Source organism: Enterococcus casseliflavus NBRC 100478 (assembly GCF_001544095.1).
Classification (GTDB): Bacteria; Bacillota; Bacilli; order Lactobacillales; family Enterococcaceae; genus Enterococcus_D; species Enterococcus_D casseliflavus.
In genome coordinates this window covers 103,304-125,001 of the sequence record NZ_BCPT01000001.1, presented here as the reverse complement: position 1 = coordinate 125,001, position 21,698 = coordinate 103,304, and the positions used below count along the sequence as shown (strand labels likewise).

Sequence of the window (21,698 nt, the reverse complement as noted above, 5' to 3'; positions counted from 1 at the left end):
TACTGTTTTAGTGAGGAGAAAATGAATCTTGGCTTAGATCGTGGATCCGCAAGGTGACTTGTGTGCCGCTGCCCAGCACACTCTCGATCGTCAAGCCGTATTCAGGTCCATAAAACATTTTGACCCGATGATTGACGTTGGCTAGTCCAATGTTCTTTTTGGCATGGGTGGAGGGCGTCTTGATTTTTTGCTGCAAGTGTTCGAGTTTTTCTGGCGGTATCCCGCTGCCGTTGTCTTGTACCACGATCACCAGATCATGGCCGTCTTTGGTGATCGTCAAACGGACAAACCCTGGATAGGTGATGCCTTCCAAGCCATGGGAGATGGCATTTTCCACCAATGGTTGAATCAGGAGGGGCAATATTTGGACTTCTTTTTGGTCGATCTCATTGGAGACTGAATAGGAAAAGTTGACTCGATCGCCAAAGCGCATCCGCTGGATCTTGACATACACGTGAACCGCGTCTAAGGACTCTTCTAAACTCGTTCGCTTGGTTCCGTGGGCTTCTAGCGTATAGCGCATCGATTTTGCCAGTAACTTGATGGCATAAACGACGTCAGAATTGCCAGAAGTCATCGCCATCATGCGAATCGTTTCTAACGTATTGAACAAAAAGTGGGGATTGATCTGCCCCGCTAAGATATTAAATTCCATTTGCTGCTGCTGAGTCAATAGCTCTTGCTGTGCCAGACGCGAACGGTAGATCTCTTCTTCTTTTTTCTTGATTCGTTGAATGATCTTATGGAAATCAAGAGAAATCTGTGAAATCTCGTCTTCGCCGCTAATATTTTGAAAGAAATCATAATCCTCGATCGAGGCAAAGTAGACCGCCTGCTGCAGTTGAGAAATTCGTTTGGTAAAGAATCGAGCAAAGAGAAAGACGATGATGAAAGTAGTGATCAAAATCACCAAAACGATCGTGCTCCAACGGATCAGATTGGCGCGTAGATTACGATAGGCATTTGTATCCGCACTATAAATCGTGATGATATCTTCTTTGTTACTCATGGGTAAGGTGCTTTTGGTGAGCATCACCTTGGTACCATCATTTTTTAAAAAGGCAGCACTCGTTTGCGGCTCAGAAAGAGCTGTCAGCTGTCCCGGTTCCCCAACTTGATTGATTTTGTCACTATAAAAGATGACATCATCATTTAACTGTAATTCCAATTCATAGGATGAATTACGAAGTCGGTTACTGAGATAATTGTAATCGACTTGGATCTCCAAAACGGCTGTTTCTTTTGATAAAGGCAAAGGCAACGTCTTATAAAGACTCAAACGATTTGCTTTGTAATCCTCTGGCATCGTCATCAAAAAAGCATCGGGTTGCTTGAGAGCTCGTTGGTACCAGGCGGTCGCTTGAATCGTGTCATCTGCCTGTTGAAAATATTTATAGTTCGGAATGGTTTGATTCGTCGTATAGATAGTTAATTTCGCAATCGAGGTTTGAAGATTTCTGATCTCATCTAGTTGATCATAGCTATTGATGTCCACAATCGCTTCTTGGTCGTCAAGGTAATTGGCAGTTAAAAGTTGACGTAGATGGGTATCGTTTGATAAGGAACTCGCCGTGTTTGTCAGCGTGTTTGTTGTATCAAAAAGAACAGATTTGACACGCTGAGCATTCAACTCTGCCAAGTGTTGGTAATTGCCTGTCAGCTGTTTGGTTGAATCGTAGACCAATAAGAGACCTATAGTCACTGTGGATAAAAAAACAACAGGTAGATAAAGAATGAACAATTGTCGCCGAATGGAAAACTGACTCAGACGACGAAAAAGTGAGAGATGACTGATTCTTTTCATGCTTGTTGATTACGAAAGATAGAAAGCAACAGGAACGAACTACAATAAATAACAAAAGAAAAGCCAAAAATCAACAAGAGAAATTTAAACAACGGAAATAAAATAACAAAACAAAACGCAGCGATAGGAATAAGTGCGAGGGCTAACGAACGGATAGGGTCCGCGATCGGTAACAGAAACGCATTTTTTAGTGTTTGCCTAAAGCTGTTTTCATAACGTCCAATTAAGGCAAGGCAATAGACTAACACAATAAACAGATAAATAGCTGTAACAATTAGAACGAAAGCAAAAATACTGGCAAGAATGGTTTTTGAGGAAAACCAAAACAAGCTACTATACAGTAGTGCTACCATGGGGAGCCCAAGAAGGAGAAAACTACCGGTGGATTTCATAAAGTTTGCACGTAGCGCTCGCACATAGCCTACAATCAATTCACCACGCTCCTCATCCGCATAACGAATCGTCACTTCATAAAGGGCAGCTGTCGCAGCACCAATCGTAATAATTGGCAAACAGCTAATGATATATAGTAAATTTAACAATGTGAATTGTGAAAAAACGGTGGTTATTTTGTACAGTTGACCATCAGGATTGTACTTCATTTATATCCCTCCAAAATTGATATATTCCTATAGTACTCGCAAAAAACAAATTTTGAAAGCCTTGCCATTCGAGCGGTTTCTAGCGAAAACATTGATAGATCAACGTTCTTTATAAATAAAAGAAAAATGAAGTCTAAAATGTACGGATTGACCTCTATTTTTCACAGGTGGCAAATAAGCATTCAGGTGCTAGTATTAAAAATGTAAAAGCGGTTACAAAAAAGGGGGAGGAAAATGGAAAGTAAACTAAGCAGTGTCCCAAGAAAAAATAAGCGGGTGACACGAGAAGGGAAGATTTTGTTTTTATGTATCGTTCCCTTTCTGATTCTCGTGTTTTTGTTCTCTTATTTTCCTTTGCACGGATGGATTTATTCACTTTATGATTACAAACCAGCATTAGGTTTAGCGCGCAGCGAGTTCGTAGGCTTCAAATGGTTTCGACTTCTTGTCTCTAGTCCAACACAAGTGGATCAGATCGTACAAGTAATGAAAAACACCTTTGCCATGAGTTTTTTAGGGATCGCCACTTCGATCCTACCAGTAGGCTTCGCCATTTTACTGAACGAAATCAAGTGCAAATGGTTTAAAAATTTGGTCCAAACGCTGACCACGCTACCGAATTTTATCAGTTGGGTTTTGGTGTATACGATTGCCTTTAGCTTGTTTTCTTCAACAGGGCTGGTAAACACGTTGCTGCAAGAATGGGGCTTCGTTACCGATCCAGTCAAATTTTTGGATAGCGGCAATCATACGTGGCTGATGATGTGTCTTTGGAATATTTGGAAAGGCTTGGGCTGGGGTGCCATCATGTATCTTGCAGGCATTTCAGGAATTGACCCCGAATTGTATGAATCGGCACGAATCGATGGGGCGAATCGTTTCCACCTGATGCGTCATATCACACTACCTGCCTTGATGCCGACGTTCCTTGTGATGTTGATGCTGTCTATCGCCAACTTGCTGAACAACGGAATGGATCAGTACTTTGTCTTCCAAAACGCATTCAATCGAAACACGATCCAAGTCCTCGATTTGTATGTCTACAATTTAGGGATGGGCGGAAATAGTCTATCGCTAGCGACCGCGATCAGTATGCTAAAAAGTGTCATTTCTGTTGCCTTGTTAGCCATCGTCAATATTGCTTCGAAAAAAATTCGGGGGACATCCATTATTTAGAAGAGGAGGATATCAATGGAACTATCGATTAGTGAAAAGAAAAAGGCGAAAAAAGTACGCAAACGTGAAAACCTGACGTTTAGTATCCTCAATTATACCTTTTTCTTTTTGATTACGTTGATTTGCGCGTATCCCTTTTATTACTTGATCATTAATTCAATCAGTAATAATGAGTTGAGTGCGTTAGGCCAAATTCGCTTTTTTCCACAAGAGATCCATTTTGAAAACTATAGTCAAGTGTTACAGCTAAAAGGATTGCCTCTAGCCGCAACGGTTTCGGTGGCTAGAACGGTGATTGGTACCGCCGCGACTGTCTTAGCTTCAGCCTTCTTAGGCTTCATGTTTACCCAAGAAAAAATGTGGAAACGAAAATTTTGGTATCGCTTTGTCGTGATTACAATGTATTTCAATGCAGGGTTGATTCCATTATTCATCACGATGAAGACATTAGGTTTAACGAATAACTTTTGGGTCTATATTTTGCCGGCTGTCGTTCAGCCCTTTAATATCATCTTGGTGAAAACCTATATTGAGTCGATCCCCAAATCATTGCAAGAAGCAGCTGAAATGGATGGAGCTGGCATCATTCAAGTATTCTTTCGGGTAATTTTACCCAACTGTACACCGATTTTAGCAACAGTAGCGATTTTCTCGGCAGTGGGTCAATGGAATTCCTTCCAGGATACACTGATTTACATTACGGATCAAAGTCTCTACTCCTTGCAATACCTTCTTTATACGTATATCAATCAAGCCAATTCGTTGGCACAAATGGTCAAAAATACCTCGGGATCACTTTCCAGCATCGCTTCAGCAGCAACAACGCAGACGCCGACGTCGATCCGCATGACCGTTTCAGTCATTGTTGTTTTACCAATCATGTTCATTTATCCGCTATTCCAGAAGTATTTTGTCAAAGGAATTATGTTGGGTGCGGTGAAAGGTTAATAAAAAGAAAGAGGGAAGAAAATGAAAAAAATGTCGAAATATGTAGCAACAGGTTTGTTAAGCATGACATTGCTAGGTAGTTTAGCCGGCTGTGGAGGAGCAGCTGAATCTGACACAGATGCCGCTTCTAGCGAAAGTGGCTACGATGAAACGATCACGATCGATGTCTATAATGGGCTAGCCAACTATATGGGGATGCAAGAAGGTTGGTTTGCCAAAATCGTGCGGGATAAATTCAATATGGAATTGAACATCATCGCACCAAACGTTGCTGGAAACGGTGATACCCTTTATCAAACGAGAACAGCAGCAGGCGATTTGGGTGATTTGATCATTGTTGATAATGGCCAACAATACAACGAACTGGTTGAAGCTGGTTTGTTGACCGATGCGAGCGAGTATTATGAAACTATGGAAAACGTTCAGCGCTTCGATGCGGCTGTTCAAAATCTAAACAAAGATGCCGATGGTCTATATGGCTTTCCAACTTCCGTTTCTACATTAAAAGCCACCGATCCTTCAGAAGGATTAGATCCTACATTTGGTGCTTACGTGCGTTGGGATCTTTATGGGGAGCAAGGATACCCAGAAATCGGTACATTGGAAGACCTGCTTCCTGTGATTCAAAAAATGCAAGAAGACAATCCAACAACAGATTCTGGGAAAAAAGTTTATGGGTTTTCTCTATTCAGCGATTGGGACGGCAACATGATGAATGCAGGCAAACAGCTGGTCACCTACTATGGGTACGATGAATCAGGATTTGTCTTGGCAAAAGCGGATGGTTCTGATTATCAAAGCATTCTCGATAGTGACTCTGAATATATTCGTGCACTTAAGTTTTACTTCGAAGCCAATCAAATGGGCTTAGTTGACCCAGAATCAACGACGCAAAATTACGATACACTTTTTGCAAAATTCCAAGAAGGACAAGTGTTATTCTCATGGTGGCCTTGGTTAGGTCAAGCGGCCTTTAATACGACCACGAACTTGACTGAAGGAAAAGGCTTTATGTTGGCACCGATCCAAGATCAAAAAATCTTCTCTTATGGTGCGGAAGTATACGGTGGCAAACAATTTATCGGGATCGGTTCTAATGCCGAAGACCCAGAGCGAATCGCAGCCTTCATTGACTGGCTCTACTCATCAGAAGGTGTGTTAGCAAATTCTTCTCAAACAAGCGGCAGTAGTGGTCCAGAAGGGTTGACTTGGGAAATGAAAGACGGCGAGCCTGTCTTAACTGAGTTCGGAAAACAAGCATTGCTAGATGGTGATGGGGATGTGCCAGAAGAATACGGTGGCGGAAGTTACAAAGATGGCGTATCTGCACTCAACGTCAATACGGTATTACCGATCGATATCAATCCTGATACAGGCTTCCCTTATGCTTATACGATGTGGGAAAGCTATCAAAATGAAACAACCGATCCTGTAAAAGAAGATTGGTCAAAAAATATGGGTGGTGCAGAATCCACCATTGGCTATTTAGAGGAGAACGACCAATTGTTAGTTGCCCCTGGTGCCAGCTATGTAGCGCCAGAAGATAGTTCAGAGATCTCTACGTTGCGGAACCAAGCCAAAGCGACAATCATCGAGTACTCTTGGCGAATGGTTTTTGCCAAAGATGAAGCAGAATTTGACCAATTGCTAAAAGAAATGCAAGAAACAGCAGATGGTCTTGGCTATCAAACCGTTTTGGAATTTGACATGAACAATGCAAAAGATCAAAACGAAAAACGGATAGAAGTAGCGAAAGAATTTGGGGACTAATCAAAAACAAACAAAGAATCGCTCGAGTGATTTGCCAACGGTTCCTTGGCAAAAGTGAGTATACAGCCTTTGGATAAGCAATCACTTAAGAAGATTGATCCAGCACCAGCGGATCAGTCTTCTTTCTTTAAGGAGGAAAACAATGATAGTGGATAAAAAAGATCGTTTGCTTTTTATGGGGGATTCGATCACAGATAGCAATCGAAATTATCAAGCGATACCCGCAGGTTGGTCTTCATGGGGGGACGGCTATGTTCATCTGATCAACGCCTATACCACAGCATTACTCCCGCAAATGGAATTAATGATCGTCAACCGGGGTGTCAGTGGGGATACGGTTGTCGATTTGAAGAAGCGCTGGAAGGATGATGTGTTGGCATTTCATCCAGATTGGGTAACGATCATGATCGGTGTGAATGATGTGTGGCGGCATTTTGATGGAACCTTTGCTCAAACGGAACTAGTGGGGATCGAGAGATTTGAATCAGAGCTGCGTGATTTGATCGAGCAGACCTTGCCAAATGTCAAAGGGATGATTCTTTTGAGCCCGTTTATGGTTGAAGCCAACAAAGAAGATCCATTAAGAAAAATGCTTGCCAATTACCAACAAGTGCTTGCCAAAGTAGCGCAAGAGTATGGTATCCTTTTAGGGGATACGCAGGAAAAGTTTGATGATTTTTTGCTTTATCAATCATCCTATGTCTTAAGCAGTGATCGCGTGCACCCCTCGACTGCAGGACATGTGTTGATTGCAAAAACATGGCTGGAAACAGTCGGTATTTTGGAGGAAAAACAATGATCACAGTAGAAACGATCCAGCAAGTCGCACATCAAGGCCCCTTTTTTCCAAATTGGCAGTCATTGGGCGCTTTTGTTCTACCGGAATGGTTCCGCAAAGCAAAATTTGGGGTCTTCATTCATTGGGGACTGTACAGTGTTCCAGCCTTTCACAATGAATGGTATTCAAGAAATATGTACATCAAAGGCCATCCAGAATATGATCACCATATTGAAACCTATGGTCCACAAAAAAACTTTGGCTACAAAGACTTTATTCCGATGTTTACCGCAGATAAATTTGATGCAAATGAATGGATTCGCTTGATCAAACAAGCCGGTGCCAATTATCTTTTTCCCGTTGCAGAACATCATGACGGGTTTCAGATGTATAAAAGCGAACTGTCTGAATGGAATGCGTCAGTTATGGGGCCGAAAAAAGATATTCTTGGGGAACTAAAAGAAGCCGCAGAGGAGCAAGGCCTGCATTTTTGTACCTCATCTCATCGTGCCGAACATTGGTTTTTTATGGGACACGGTAAGGATTTTGACAGTGATATCAAGGAGCCGTTGGCAAAAGGCGACTTTTACTGGCCAGCGATGCCAGAGCCAGACCATGAAAGTCTCTTTAGCGAGCCATACCCGTCAAAAGAATTTTTAGATGATTGGCTGCTTAGAACCTGTGAACTCGTCGACAACTATCAACCAGAGCTGCTGTATTTTGATTGGTGGATCCAACATGAAGCCTTCAAGGAGCATTTGCAACTTTTCGCTGCTTACTATTACAATCGTGGGGCTGAATGGGGCAAACAAGTTGGTATTTGCTACAAGCACGATGCCATGATGTTTGGTAGCGGTATCGTGGAGATTGAACGGGGGAAATTTGCCGAACCACAACCTTTTTACTGGCAAACAGACACAGCAATCGCTCGTAATTCATGGTGCTATACCACGACATTGGATTATAAAACAACACGTGAGATTTTACAGGATTTGATCGAAGTCGTCAGTAAAAACGGCAATCTCCTTTTGAATATCGGGCCGAAAGGGGATGGTTCGATCCCAGAAAAAGATCAAGCGATCTTAAAAGAAATCGGTGCGTGGCTGGATGTAAATGGTGAAGCCATTTATGAAGCGAAACCATGGCGCAAAGCAGGGGAAGGGCCCACGACCGTAGTTTCGGGCCAATTTCAAGAAGCACAGGCGACGACATACACGAGCCAGGATTTCCGCTTTACGGTTCAGGGGGATGCGTTGTATGCGATTGGCATGGCAAGTCCTGAGAATGGACACGCAAGGATCCAAGCACTGGCACAATCCAAAGACCAAAATTTGCCAGAATTTCACGGCATCATCCAAACCGTGACGATTCTAGAACACGAAGAACAGCCTATTGATTGGCAAGTGACCGATGAAGGCTTGCAACTAACTTTTGAACCAATTGAAACCGACCAACCAATCGTCTATAAAATTACAATGAAATGAGGCGCAATCCGTGATACATGAAAAAAGAACCGCACTTTTACCAGAAAGCCAAGCCAGTTTAACCACGTATGTCATGGAAAATTCTCCTGAAATGGAACCAGATCGTGTCCGATCAGCTGTCATCATCTGTCCTGGCGGCGGCTATGAAATGTTGTCGGATCGTGAAGCGGAACCCATCGCCATCAAAATGATGAGCTTTGGTTTCCAAGCCTTTGTGTTGCATTATAGTATCAAACCGGCTGTCTATCCGTTAGCCTTAAAGGAATTGGCGGCTGCCGTTCGTCTTGTGCGCACCAATCATGAGGTCTGGCACGTCGATCCTGAAAAAATCATTGTTGCCGGTTTTTCAGCTGGCGGTCACTTAGCTGCTAATCTGGGTGTGTCTTGGCAGCAACCTTTTCTAGCAGAGGCTTTACAAGGAGCCAATGAAGAATGGCGACCTAACGGGTTACTGTTGAGTTATCCGGTCTTATCTAGTGGTGAACTTGGGCACCAAGATTCCTTCCGTTCATTATTAGCAGATCGTTACGAAACAGAAAAAGCCGCCTTGTCTTTAGAGACTTTAGTCAATGAACAGACACCACCAACGTTTCTTTGGCATACGTTAGAAGATGGATTAGTCTTGGCGGAAAACAGCCTCCTTTTTGCCGAACAGCTGCGCAAATTTAATATACCTTATGAGCTACACATTTTCCCTCGGGGCGGTCACGGGTTAAGTTTAGGAACGCCAGAAACCGCCAACAGCGATCAACATGGGACGGAAGCGTCGGTTGTCCGTTGGCCAGAATTATTTGCTGATTGGGTAAAATGGAATTTTTGAGAAACGTTTAATGATCGAAAGAAATAAGCCATTGTCTGCTGAGTTCAGACAATGGCTTTTCTTTTCGTTGTTATCAGATAGTTTAATCAGCTGAAAAGACAACCGTTCCTTGATAAAAACTTTTGCTGACGAAGCCTTTGCGGGCAACGAATTCTGCCGTACAAGCAGCTGGTGTCAGCAAGAAATCAGCCGAATCACCAACCTTAGGCCATTGCTGCGCACCGTTTTTATCTAAGGGCACTTTGCCATCAGTAACCAGACCTAGGGCTTGCGTCAAGTCTTCCTGACTTTTGACGGCAAAAATCTCTAAATAGCGGGCCAGTTTTTCTTGTAAAGAACCGTCGCCAAGAGAAGACCAAGAATCATAGACATTGTCGCAACCGATATGAACAGCCACGCCATAGCTTTGCAATTCCTTCAGTGGCGGGATCGTTCCTGGGCTGATGGGAATACTTGAAATGATATGGATCTCTAAGTCTGCTAAGGCTTGAAAGACTTCTTTGCGTTCTTCTCCCTCAAAGTCATTTAGACCAAAGGCGTGACTAATCGCTACTTTTCCTTGCATATTGAATTCCTTCGTCAAACGAATCATTTCTTTGACGGTCGCTCTGCCAGCTTCTTGCCGATCATGAAGATGGAGGTCAATACCGACATGCCCTTTTTGAGCAAGTTCAAAAGTTGTCCGTAAGGAAGTTTTATAATCTTGATCGAGTGTATAAGGATCAACACCGCCAATATAAGAAGCTTTGCCCGTTGCTAAGGCTTCTTCAATCAAAGAAGCTGCATTTGAGCGCAATAAGCCATGTTGTGGGAATAAGACCAACTCCGAGCCAAAAGGTTGTTCGGCGACTAATTCAGTGATCGCATCAAAATAACGCAGCTGAGTCATTGGTTCAATATCGATATGTGAGCGGAACATCACCGCACCGTGAGGTAGTTCTAAATCAATCAGCGCTTGTCCGCGTTCTTTGATTGATAACGGTAAGGCATCTAATTGGGGAATCTCAGTTTCAAATCGTTCCACCAAGCTAGCTGCGGGCGTTACTGGACGCCAAGGAGTACCTAATTTACTTTTGTCCAAATGACAATGTTTTTCGATCAATCCTGGCAACAATAACTGATTTTCCCCATCAATGATCGTCGCTTCGCTTGATGCCTGCCATTCGGTCATCGGCACGATCTCCGCTATTTTTTCATCATTGATCCCGATTGCTGTATTTTCTGTTTTGGTTCCATAAGACCAATCGCCTTCTTTTAAATAACTCGTCTCAAGTTGTACATTTGTAAGCCATAAATCCAAGAAATCGCCTTCTTTCGTATTTGCTTCATGGTATCATACATTCGCTGCTCGGCTCTAAAGAGATGCTTGTGGCAAAAAGACGAAGTGCTGAGCCTTGCAATCATTGGCTAGAAGTGTAGGATAGAAACTAAGTGAAGATAACGAGGAATAAACCAAAAGACTTGGAGGATAAAGGATGAAGAAAAACGACTTTCTATTGACAGCTGATGAGCTTTCTCATCAGAAAATGGAGTATCTAGAAACATTGTTCGCTTTAGGAAATGGGCAAATCGGCGTCCGTGCAGGACATCCTTTGAAGGTCAATCAATTGTACCCAGGAAATCCTGGGGCGTTTGTCAACGGCTTTTTTGACAGCGAGCCGATTCAGTATGGCGAATGGGCTTATGGGTATGCAAAAGAACATCAAACGATTTGCAAACTGCCCAACTTGCGTGGAGTTATTTTGAAAATCGGCGAGGAGGATTCTTCGGTTGAGGAATGGCAAGTCGAACGAACCCAAATGAGTCTTAAATTAGCTGATGGGGTTCTAACGGAAAGTTATCAGATCACTACTCCGACTGGAAAGTCTTTTGAGTTGGGGTTAACTTCGTTTGCGTCAATGACGCGCAGTGAACTCTATGTTTGCCGCTATGAAGTGATAACAGCCGATTTTTCAGAACCGATCGAACTATCCCACACATTAAATCAGCAATTCTCTGTCAATAAAACAGATGATCCTCGAGTTGCCAGTAAGAATCATCAATTGGAAAAAGAACAAATGGGCGCATACCAAGTATGGACAGCACCAAATAGTCAAAAGAAAATCGCTATTCAGCTACATCAAGAAAAGCAGCATTTGACTGTTGGAGAACCGTCAACTTCGATTTTTCAGGTCAAATTGTTGCAAAGGATTGGTGAGACACCATTTCAGCAGAGCGTCGATGAGTTTTCTGTCTTATTAAAAGAACAAGCGGATTACTATCAATCTTTCTGGCAAGCCAGCGATATTCAAATCGTGGGGGATGACTATTTGCAAAAAGGGATCCGTTTCAATTTGTTTCATTTGAACCAAGGTGCAGGGCGTGATGGAAAAACGAATTTTGCCGCAAAAGGGCTTACAGGTGAAGGATATGAAGGACATTATTTTTGGGATACAGAAATGTATCTACTGCCTTTCTTCATTTATACGAACCCCGAGATAGCCAAAAGCTTGCTTTCCTATCGTGCAAGTATTTTGCCGCAAGCCAAAAAACGAGCAAAAGAATTGAATCAAGCTGGGGCATTGTTCGCTTGGCGTACGATTGACGGTAATGAAACGAGTGCCTATTATCCAGCAGGTACAGCACAGCTGCATATCAATGCCGATATCGTTTATGGCTTTCAATTATATGAACGTATCACGGGTGATCAACCCTTTATTGAAGAAATTGGTAAAGAAGTCGTTTTTGAAACAGCGAAATTCTGGTTTCATTATGGCACGTTTGCTGTAAAAGAAGGACAAGAGCGGTTTTGTATTCATGGAGTGACAGGACCAGACGAATACAGCGCTTTGGTAAACAACAATTTTTATACAAACAAAATGGTACAAAATAACTTACGCTATGCGGTCGAATTGGCCAAACGATACCATGTCTATCAAGAATTGATTGCCGATTGGGAAAAAGCGGCTGACTTGATGTACTTCGGTTACGATGAAGAGCGGCAGCTAACGAAACAAGATGATTCCTTCTTAGATCAAGCGCTGTGGCCATTTGAGGAAACACCTGCTGAGAATTATCCGCTTCTACTTCACTATCATCCAATGATCATTTATAAGTATCAAGTATGCAAGCAAGCAGATACGGTTTTAGCAGAGATGCTGTTTACCCATGAATTTTCAGCAGATCAATTAACAAGAGACTATGACTATTACGAGCAGGTGACGACCCATGACTCCTCGTTGTCTCGTTCCATCTTTAGTGTGATGGCTAGCCGAATCGGCGACACTGAAAAAGCGTATCGCTACTTCATGGATACCGCACTGATGGATCTCAATGATTTGCAAAAGAATGTTGTAGACGGTGTTCATGCTGCCAATATGGGCGGCAGCTGGTTGAGTTTGATTTATGGTTTTGCTGGTCTGACCTATGATCGCGGACTTCACTTGGCGAATCATTTGCCACAGAAAATCGAATCACTGACCTTTACGATCACTTATCAGCAAGAAGCAATCAGAGTGAAGCTTCAAGGGGGAGAAATCGAATGCCAGTTACAGCCGAATAGTAAATTAAAGGTGGTGGAGGATAGGAATGGCCTTTGGATTAAATAGAGGACTTGCTTATAATGACTACCTACTATCAAGAATAGAAAAAATAATAAGACTACAATCAATAGTAGAGGAATTTAGATGATATACAAAAAATCCCATACCGCACTTTTGATCATCAGCAATACGATCACGATCATCCCGTATCTTTATTTCTTATCTTTGAGCAAAGAGCAGTCGCTAAGTGCAGCATTAGCCTTTGCGCTCTTTTATACCTTTCGCATGACAGGGGTCTTTTTCTTACAGACGCTTACGGCGCTTTTCGCACCATCGCTGTTAGCAGCCAGTGTCTTGATCGGCGGTGCTGGCGCATTGGTGGGTATCTTGAGCACTTGGTGGAGCGTGGCACTCTTGCCAGCTGCTGGTTTGTTGGGGGTCAGTGCTTCTTGGCTGCCGCCAGCTGACCTGATGGTACGCCAAAAAGCCAAGCTCACTGAACAGCCGCTGAAAAATGATTGGAAGGAGGCGCTGTTCTTTCTTTTCGTTTTATTGTTTGCCTTACGGTTGCCTGATGACCTTCAGGGCATTGGTCTATTTGGCAGTTATCTTGCACTCTTTGTGCTGGCGGCTAAGAGTAGTCAAACCTTCAAAAACCTACCGAAAAGACCGCTGATGCAGCGCAACCAGTTATTCAACAAGCAATTTTTGTTGTATTTCTTTTTCTTTCTCTTACTGTTTGGCTTGCGAGCAGCCAGGCTGATCAAGTCGAATGCCCTCTTTGAGTGGGCGATCACTGGTTTCTTGTTTCTCTTTGCTTTGCTGCTGATCACTTTAACGAAACGCAGCCGATCGTGGAAACAGCCACTTCATCTAAATGTGCTCACCTTCATTCGTGGGGTGATCGGAAACTTTCTTTTTCTTTTCGGCTCGGTGTATGTTACCGGTCGATTTGGAGCACAAGCGCTAAGCACGCACGTTTACTTACCATATGCACTGGGCCTTTTTGGTGCCATGTTTCTCGGAGGAAAACTCGCACGCTTGCTAGAAAAACAGTTAGTACCGGCGTATTTGCTTGGATTGATGGTTGGTGTTCTTCTATTTAGCAGCGATCTTTTGATCCCAATAAGTTTATTTGTCATTAGTTTCTTTAATGCGGGATTGAATCAATGGCTCACGAAACAGTATTTGACGGCAAAACCCGAAGCAATCGAGCAGCGGAGTTTAGCCAAGTATGCCACACAAAGCAAAGGGAGTCTGGTACATCAATTTCTTTTGATGACACTCCTATTTGTCATTCTTCGTTTTGAACATCAGCCGCTGGCTTTCTTGTTTCAGCTATCAGGAACGACGGCAACGAATCAGACCTCAAGGATCCAAAGCTTTTTAGAGCCAGCAAAATGGGGCTCGATTGCAGGATTACTGTGTTTGCTAGTAGGTGGATTGGTGGTATTTCGTAGGAATCGTAAAGAAAAATAATGGAGAAATGATTTGGAGTTGATTCGGTTTCATCGACAAAGAGAATGTTAAGTAGTTTTGTATCAACTAGAAAAAAAGATGAAACCAATTATAGGGAATAAAGTCTAAGAAAGAATAATGAACGGTAACTTGAATCGACAAATGATGGCATATATGCTATCATTTGTATATGGACAAACCTAAGTTTGAGTTTTATGAGCGACCAAATGGACACAATGAATTTATTGAGTTTTTTGAACAGTTACCTGAGAAAGACCAGAAAAAAATGTTAGCAGTCATTGCGAATGTGGAAGAACATGGAATACTGATCGCTCAAAAAATGAAATGGGTGAAAAAACTGGGAGATAACCTATTTGAGCTGAGATCAGGAATTGGAGGAAACATTCAAAGAGCTTTATATTTTCATTGGCTAGGTTCTAAATTCATTATTACCCATGGTTTCACCAAGAAAACGCAGAAGACGCCAATTCAAGAAATAGCAAAAGCGATAGAGATCCGAAAAGAATTTGAGGAGGAGATCAAAGATGCCAACAGTTAAATTCAATGATTTTTTAAAAGAAAAAATGAAAGATACTGAATTCAAAGCTGAATATGAAGCTGAAAAAGCGAAACTTGCTAGTGCTGTAGCATTGATGAAAGCGCGAGAAAGTGCAGGACTCACACAAAGAGAACTTGCAGAGCTCGCCGCTGTTCCTCAGTCAACCATTGCACGTATTGAGAGAGGGGATAATACAAGTTTCGAAACATTATCCAAACTTGCTTCCGCCCTCGGAAAAACCCTGACCGTTAGTCTAGTTTAGGTAACGCCTTAGTTATAGATAAACCAAGCGAATATTCTCAAAAAGCAGACACTGTCTTATTTCTAGACGGTGTCTTTTTTTGAAATCGCATAAAAACCGAACGTTCAGCGTTTTATCTTCCTTTATGATAGTGAATTTTATTGCACTATTTTCGAATAGCGTTAAAATAAGAACATCGTGTTAGTGAAAAAGGAACATTAAATGAACGGCTTTTTCCTGACAATGTCTTAGAGAACGGGGGAAATCAAACAAATGGCAACCATTCGCTATTTTAAAGGAGATGTTTTCCATACGCCAAGTGATGGAAAATTGGAGTATATAGAAGAAGCTTTGATTCAAGTCGATGACGCAGGGATCATCACGAAAGTTACTGCCAAAACAGATCAAGGGTATGAGGCAGAGCTGGCAAAAGCATCAGAGAATCTTCAGGCTTTATCTGAAGGCCAGTGCTTTTTACCAGGGTTTGTCGATCTGCATGTCCACGCACCACAATGGCCGCAAGCAGGGATCGCGTTAGATGAACCGTTAAATGTCTGGTTAGATGAATGCACGTTTCCACTGGAGGCAAAATATGCCGATCCAGCATTTGCCAAAGCTGTCTATCAAGATTTGGTGGCGCAGCTATTGGCAAGAGGAACGACAACGGTTCTTTATTTTGCAACGATCCATCTAGAAGCGAGCCTTCAATTGGCGAAGACTTGTGCCGCTCTTGGTCAACGGGGATTAGTCGGAAAAGTCGTTATGGACGATCCCCAAGCCAATCCTGCTTTTTATCGAGACGCGTCAACAGAAGAGGCATTAGCGGATACAGAACGTTTTATTCAAGAAGTACAAGCAATCGCAAAGACCGCCCCACAAGGCGTTTATCCTGTGGTCACTCCGCGATTTGTCCCCAGCTGTACCGATGAAGGCTTGGCAGGGTTAGGCGCATTGGCTGAAAAATATGATGTTCATGTTCAGACCCACTGCAGTGAAGGGCAATGGGAACATGACTTTGTTCAAGAACGATTTGGTAAAACGGATACCGAAGTGCTGCAAGATTTTGGCTTGTTGCGTGAAAAAGCAGTGATGGCTCATGGCAATTTCATCAGCCCAGCTGACGGTGTTCGTTTTGTTGAAACCGGCGCCGCAGTTGCGCACTGTCCCATTTCAAATGCCTACTTTGCCAATGGCGTGATCCCAATCAAGCGCTTGAAAGAACAAGGAGTCACGATTGGTTTAGGAACAGATATCTCCGGCGGTTTTTCACCGAGTTTGTATGACAACATCAAACAAGCTGTGATGTCTTCGAGAATGTTAGAAGATGGCGTGGATGTCACGCTTCCTCAAAACACACGAGGAGTAGCTGATTCTCGTATATCCGTGATCGATGCGTTCTCATTGGCGACAAAAGGCGGCGGTGAGGCACTGAAATTACCAGTAGGTGTCATCAAAGAAGGGTATGCGTTTGATGTGCAAGTGATCGATACGCGACAAAAAGAAAATCCTTTGCCTGACTTCGGTGTGTTCACCTCACCCGAAGCAAGACTACAAAAAATCCTGTACTTAGCAACGATGCAAAATATTCGCCAAGTCTGGGTCCAAGGAAAAAAAGTACACGAAAAATGAGGAGAATGAGACAGTGGAATCAACGAAAAACAAACATTTAACGATCGGAATGAATGAAGACATTCCCTTTGGTCAAGCAGTACTTTTAGGATTACAGCATGTGTTGGCAATGGACGTGTATGTGCCGCCATTTATTATCGCAACCGCGGTGGCGATGTCCTCTTCAGACGCATCAGGTTTGATCCAATCGACCTTTTTAGGAGCAGGGATCGCTTCTTTGATCCAAGTCCTCTTTTTCTTGAAATTACCCGTATGTCAAGGACCATCCTTTGTACCCGTTGGAGCGATCATCGGTATTTATTTTGGTGCCAACGGTATGGACACGGTGTTAGGTGCCAGCATTGTTGGTGCTGCAGCAGTCATTTTACTAGGTTTTACTGGCATCTATAAGTATATCGTTCGTCATTTTATTCCTACGATCGTCAGTGGGACGATCATCATGATCGTTGGTTTGACGCTGCTGCCAACAGCATTTACCAGCAATATCTATCCTGCCACTGAAACACTAAGTGCCAATCAAAACATGTTGTTAGCTGCGATTACTGCGGCGATTTTGATCTTGTTTTCCATGTTAGGCGATTATTTTCCAGGAATGGGGAAATACTTCCGAATCAGTTCGGTCATTATTGCTTTGGTTATCGGTACCGTGATTGCTTCCTTTATGGGAGGCGTTGATTTTCAGTCGGTGGCAGATGCTTCTTTCTTTAGTCTGCCAAAACTGGTATTTCTAAACTATGGCCTGCATTTTGATGTTTCAGCGATCTTAACGATGCTAGTGATCTATATGGTTCTCCTAGCAGAAACAACAGGTACTTGGTATGCGGTCAGTTCTGTGACAGAAGAACCTGTTACGGATGAACAGATCAATAAAGGCGTGATCGGTGAAGGGTTAGGCTGCTTGGTTGCCGCCTTAGTTGGAACGACACCTGTAACTGGTTATTCTACCAATGCAGGGATTATTTCGATTACAGGGGTTGCTAGTAAAAAAGTCTTTGTGATGGCGTCCGTCTGGTTTATCCTATTGTCCTTCATGGGAAAACTTTCAGCCTTGATTCACGCAGTACCTTCTGCTGTCATCGGCGGCGTGTTCGCGGTCGTCTGCGTCATTATTTTGTTGAGCGGCTTTCGGGTCATTAAGAATGAAGAGTTTTCCGAGCGGGAGTTGTATATTATCGGGGTACCGTTGATTATTGCCATCGGCTTGTTGTTTATGCCAGCAGAAATCAAAGAATCTGCGCCTCAATTCTTACAATATTTATTAGATTCACCGATTGCTTTAAGCGCTATTGCGGCGATCATCATGAATAAATTGATCCCAGTGAAGAAAAAATAGAAAGTAAATGAGGAACGAGACCTTGTCTTGTTCCTTCTTTTGTTACAATCCTGTGTAAAAAGAGGGTTTTTTGTAATATAGGAAAGGTTTTCTAAGGTTAACTGGTTTACCTGAAAACAAAATAACTGTAATGTTAAAAATTACAGCATAGTAAAGCTTGATATGATAGGATTCTCAAATTCTTACGAAACGTAAGGCAACTGTCGTTTTCGTAATCATCTGTAATGAATTCTTTACCTATGAAATATTCTTCGATGTTAGACTTGTTTATGCGCTTGAGTCATCTCAAATGACGCAAAATGAGTTTCAAAGAAGGAGATTTAATTATATGAAGTCTTTAAAAACTGTTTTACTTAGTACAGCTGTCCTTGCCGGTTTCGGCCTTTTCTTAGGTGGGAAAGACGCCTTTGCAGACGAACAATACACTGTTCAATCTGGTGATACATTATCAACAATCGCTACTAACTTTTATGGTTATAGCTCTGATGATACGATCAATGCGATCGTTGAAGCAAACGAGATTGCTGATAAAAACTTGATTTTTGTTGGGGAAGCATTGATCATCCCTACAGATGGCACTGCCACTTATACAGAATCTGCAAACACGACTGCTGCAGCAAGTGTACAACAACCAAGTGAACCAGCAGCTTCACAATCAAGCAACACACAATCTGCTGCAAGCACACAAAGCAGCTCAAGCTACAGCTCTTCAGCTAGCGGCTCAGAAGCTTCAGCAAAAGAATGGATCGCAAACAAAGAATCTGGTGGTTCTTACACAGCGACAAACGGACAATACTATGGCCGTTACCAATTAACCAACTCTTACTTAAATGGTGACTATTCAGCTGCTAACCAAGAAAAGGTTGCCGATGAATATGTTGCATCACGTTATGGTTCTTGGTCTGCTGCCAAAGCATTCTGGGAAGCAAATGGTTGGTACTAAGATTCTCAAATGAATCTTGTCCATGACATCTAGTAATCAATTGCCCTTATTGGCGAGTATAACTTACTCGCTGATGAGGGCTTTTTTGTGTCCTCTGAGAAAGGTGAATGAATGTAACGCCGCTTACAGCTGCATGTAACGTCATTATCAGTCGACATGCCACTGATAAAAAATCCCTTTTTCCACGACAACCATGTATAATAGTAGGAAATAGAGCAGCAAGCGATTCAATCTGTCAAAATTGAGGCAGAAAATGGCGATTTTGATAGCAGAAAGTGGGGGACACACAATGAGTACATCGATTGAAGAAAAAATTGCACAAAAAATGCAGCGATTTCAAGCTTTTGGGGAAGGCTTGCCGGGAGCCAAAGTCTATTATCGCAAAGATTGGGATGCAATCTACTTTGATTTAGTAGGAAAGCAGTTTGGGATCATGAGTCCACAACCAGAAGAAACAGCGTTTTTGACTTTGAAAAATCTGCCCGAGGTCAACGAAACGCTGCGAGAGCAATTTCCTGACGTCATCATTCCAGGGTATTATGCCAATAAGACCCATTGGAATACCATCAAGTTGGCATCTGATGCCTTGATGGAAGAAAACATCGAACAAATGATTTTGGTTTCCTACGATTTAGTCAAACAAAAGCTGACAAAAAAACAAAAAAGTGAGCTGGAAAACAGCGAATCGTAAGTCAAAGATTTAGCGACAAAAAATAATCAAACCAGTATCGAGGATCATCATAATCCCTTTACTATTCGTTATTTTCGACAACATTTATGTAATATTTTCAAAGAGCTTTCATGAAAGCTCTTTTTGTTTTATTTGTTCGCTTGTTTCCCGTCGTGATCCATGGTAAATTGTTGTGCAACCGAAATTTTTTGGCAGTCTTTTCTGCTAAACACAAAGGAGTGGTACGTATATGGATCTGGTCTTACGCCATGTCAAAAAGTACAAAGCGGCAACCGGCATTGCCTTATTATCGGTCATTTTAATGGTCGTTGCTGCATTATGGCAGCCGAAGCTCTTGCAGCAAGTGCTAGAATCAATTATTACCGAAAACAATGATGAAATGAAAAAAATTGGTGTGCAGCTGATTGGGCTAGCATTGCTAGGCCTTGTTGCAGGGATTATCAACACGATTTTTTCTGCGAAAGTGGCGCAAGGCGTTAGTGCCGATATTCGGGAAGAGATGTTTCGGAAAATCCAGACATTCTCATTTGGTAATATCGAAACCTTCTCGGCAGGAAACCTAGTGGTGCGCTTGACCAATGACATCACGCAAATTCAAAACTTAGTGATGATCTCGCTGCAATCGTTGTTTCGCATCCCGTTCTTATTTATCGGTGCCTTCATTTTGGCGATGACAACTATGCCGCAACTTTGGTGGATCATCGTCTTACTAATTATCGCTGTCCTAGTGATTACGGCACTCTCCTTTACACGGATGGGCAAACACTTTATGATCATCCAGAACTTGATCGACAAAATCAATGGGATTGCCAAAGAAAATTTGATGGGGATTCGTGTGGTGAAATCTTTTGTTCAAGAAGAAAACCAGCTACAAGGCTTTTCCAAAGTCAGTGAAACGTTAACGAAGCATAATATTATCGTAGGAACCCTGTTCTCTGTAATGATCCCCTCCTTTATGCTGGCAGCCAACTTAGCCGTCGTCGGCGCGATCTTCTTTGTCAGTGATCTAGCGAAAGATGATCCAACCTTGATTGGGGGAATTGCCTCATTCATGAATTATTTGATGCAAATTATGATGGCGATCATTATCGGCGGCATGATGATGATGATGACATCGCGGGCTGCAGTTTCGCTTAAACGGATCAAAGAGATTCTAGATACCGAACCGGATCTGCAATACCAAGATGTCCCAGAACAAGAGTTGTCTGGAAGTGTCGCTTTTGAAAACGTCAGCTTCCGTTACCCTGGGGATGAAAAAAATGCCCTAACGGCTATCAGTTTTACCATCAAACCTGGTGAAATGATTGGGATCGTAGGGGCGACTGGTGCCGGCAAATCAACACTGGCGCAGCTGATTCCTCGTTTGTTTGACCCAACGGAAGGTGTCGTGCGAGTTGGCGGCGTTGACTTGAAAGAAGTCAATGAACAAAGCTTGCGTAAAACGGTCGCTTTTGTCTTGCAAAAAGCGATCCTCTTTTCAGGAACGATTGCCCAAAACTTGCGGCAAGGGAAAAAAGACGCCTCAGAATCTGAGATGTCTCGCGCAACGGAAATCGCCCAAGCCAGTGAATTTATTCAAAAATTGACCGCTGGGTTTGAAGCGCCGGTCTCCGAGCGCAGCAGCAATTTTTCTGGAGGGCAAAAGCAACGCTTATCGATTTCTCGAGGAGTGATCGGTGAACCGAAAATTTTGATTTTGGATGATAGTACGAGTGCATTAGATGCTCGTTCGGAAAAATTGGTTCGCGAAGCGTTTGAAAAACAATTAAAAGACACGACAACGATCATCATCGCGCAAAAGATTGCCTCTGTTGTGAAAGCCGACCGCATCTTCGTTTTAGATAATGGACGTCTGGTTGGTGAAGGAAGCCATGAATTTTTAGCCAATAACAATGCCATCTATCAAGAAATCTTCGCAACACAGAAAGGAGAGGAGTAACC

At 42.7% G+C, this 21,698-nt stretch carries 18 protein-coding genes; 15 read left to right on the top strand and 3 right to left on the bottom strand.

The window, feature by feature from the left end; all coding sequences use genetic code 11:
• Positions 1–7: 7 nt before the first annotated feature.
• Complete coding sequence (locus ECA1_RS00575; protein ID WP_060791435.1) at positions 8–1,804, bottom strand: sensor histidine kinase; 1,797 nt, start codon at positions 1,802–1,804, stop codon at positions 8–10.
• Positions 1,801–2,406, bottom strand: coding sequence for a YesL family protein (locus ECA1_RS00570; protein ID WP_060791434.1), 606 nt, complete (start codon positions 2,404–2,406; stop codon positions 1,801–1,803). The genes ECA1_RS00575 and ECA1_RS00570 overlap by 4 nt, the downstream gene beginning before the upstream one ends.
• 234 nt (positions 2,407–2,640) lie before the next feature.
• Here ECA1_RS00570 and ECA1_RS00565 point away from each other — a divergent pair, with 234 nt between their 5' ends.
• From ECA1_RS00565 to ECA1_RS00540, 6 genes are all read left to right on the top strand, one after another.
• On the top strand, positions 2,641–3,582 hold the full coding sequence (locus tag ECA1_RS00565; protein ID WP_005228459.1) for an ABC transporter permease: 942 nt from the start codon (positions 2,641–2,643) through the stop codon (positions 3,580–3,582).
• Positions 3,583–3,597: 15 nt separating this feature from the next.
• Positions 3,598–4,530: a carbohydrate ABC transporter permease gene (locus tag ECA1_RS00560; RefSeq protein ID WP_005228460.1), complete on the top strand. Its 933-nt coding sequence runs from the start codon at positions 3,598–3,600 to the stop codon at positions 4,528–4,530.
• Positions 4,531–4,551: 21 nt separating this feature from the next.
• Positions 4,552–6,300, top strand: a complete 1,749-nt coding sequence (locus ECA1_RS00555) for a type 2 periplasmic-binding domain-containing protein (RefSeq protein ID WP_060791433.1) — start codon at positions 4,552–4,554, stop codon at positions 6,298–6,300.
• A gap of 142 nt (positions 6,301–6,442) precedes the next feature.
• A complete protein-coding gene (locus tag ECA1_RS00550) occupies positions 6,443–7,099 on the top strand; it encodes an SGNH/GDSL hydrolase family protein (protein ID WP_010749930.1) in 657 nt (218 codons plus the stop codon).
• Positions 7,096–8,562, top strand: coding sequence for an alpha-L-fucosidase (locus ECA1_RS00545; RefSeq protein ID WP_060791432.1), 1,467 nt, complete (start codon positions 7,096–7,098; stop codon positions 8,560–8,562). Before ECA1_RS00550 ends, ECA1_RS00545 begins: the two co-directional genes overlap by 4 nt.
• A gap of 10 nt (positions 8,563–8,572) precedes the next feature.
• Positions 8,573–9,382, top strand: a complete 810-nt coding sequence (locus tag ECA1_RS00540; RefSeq protein WP_060791431.1) for an alpha/beta hydrolase — start codon at positions 8,573–8,575, stop codon at positions 9,380–9,382.
• Between the two features lie 82 nt (positions 9,383–9,464).
• On the opposite strand, the gene ECA1_RS00535 is transcribed toward ECA1_RS00540, so the two are convergent.
• A complete protein-coding gene (locus tag ECA1_RS00535) occupies positions 9,465–10,682 on the bottom strand; it encodes an amidohydrolase family protein (RefSeq protein WP_060791430.1) in 1,218 nt (405 codons plus the stop codon).
• Positions 10,683–10,857: 175 nt separating this feature from the next.
• Between ECA1_RS00535 and ECA1_RS00530 the strand changes: the two genes are divergently transcribed.
• From ECA1_RS00530 to ECA1_RS00490, 9 genes are all read left to right on the top strand, one after another.
• Positions 10,858–12,969, top strand: coding sequence for a glycoside hydrolase family 65 protein (locus tag ECA1_RS00530; RefSeq protein WP_060791429.1), 2,112 nt, complete (start codon positions 10,858–10,860; stop codon positions 12,967–12,969).
• 78 nt (positions 12,970–13,047) lie between these two features.
• The gene (locus ECA1_RS00525; RefSeq protein ID WP_060791428.1) at positions 13,048–14,382 is read left to right on the top strand and encodes a hypothetical protein; all 1,335 of its coding nucleotides are present in this window, start codon (positions 13,048–13,050) and stop codon (positions 14,380–14,382) included.
• Positions 14,383–14,551: 169 nt separating this feature from the next.
• Entirely contained in the window at positions 14,552–14,920 is a 369-nt protein-coding gene (locus ECA1_RS00520) for a type II toxin-antitoxin system RelE/ParE family toxin (RefSeq protein WP_060791427.1), read from the top strand.
• A complete protein-coding gene (locus ECA1_RS00515; RefSeq protein ID WP_005228477.1) occupies positions 14,907–15,182 on the top strand; it encodes a helix-turn-helix domain-containing protein in 276 nt (91 codons plus the stop codon). Before ECA1_RS00520 ends, ECA1_RS00515 begins: the two co-directional genes overlap by 14 nt.
• Before the next feature lie 252 nt (positions 15,183–15,434).
• Positions 15,435–16,790 (top strand): guanine deaminase, encoded by a 1,356-nt coding sequence (gene guaD / locus ECA1_RS00510; protein ID WP_060791426.1) that lies wholly within the window; start codon positions 15,435–15,437, stop codon positions 16,788–16,790.
• Positions 16,791–16,839: 49 nt separating this feature from the next.
• On the top strand, positions 16,840–18,123 hold the full coding sequence (locus ECA1_RS00505) for a uracil-xanthine permease family protein (protein ID WP_060791579.1): 1,284 nt from the start codon (positions 16,840–16,842) through the stop codon (positions 18,121–18,123).
• A 328-nt stretch (positions 18,124–18,451) separates the two neighbouring features.
• On the top strand, positions 18,452–19,066 hold the full coding sequence (gene apf, locus ECA1_RS00500; RefSeq protein ID WP_060791425.1) for an aggregation-promoting factor: 615 nt from the start codon (positions 18,452–18,454) through the stop codon (positions 19,064–19,066).
• 289 nt (positions 19,067–19,355) lie between these two features.
• Positions 19,356–19,757, top strand: a complete 402-nt coding sequence (locus ECA1_RS00495) for an MmcQ/YjbR family DNA-binding protein (RefSeq protein ID WP_060791578.1) — start codon at positions 19,356–19,358, stop codon at positions 19,755–19,757.
• 229 nt (positions 19,758–19,986) lie between these two features.
• Positions 19,987–21,696 carry an ABC transporter ATP-binding protein gene (locus ECA1_RS00490; protein WP_060791424.1) on the top strand — a complete coding sequence of 570 codons (1,710 nt, stop codon included), beginning with the start codon at positions 19,987–19,989 and terminating at the stop codon, positions 21,694–21,696.
• Positions 21,697–21,698: the final 2 nt, after the last annotated feature.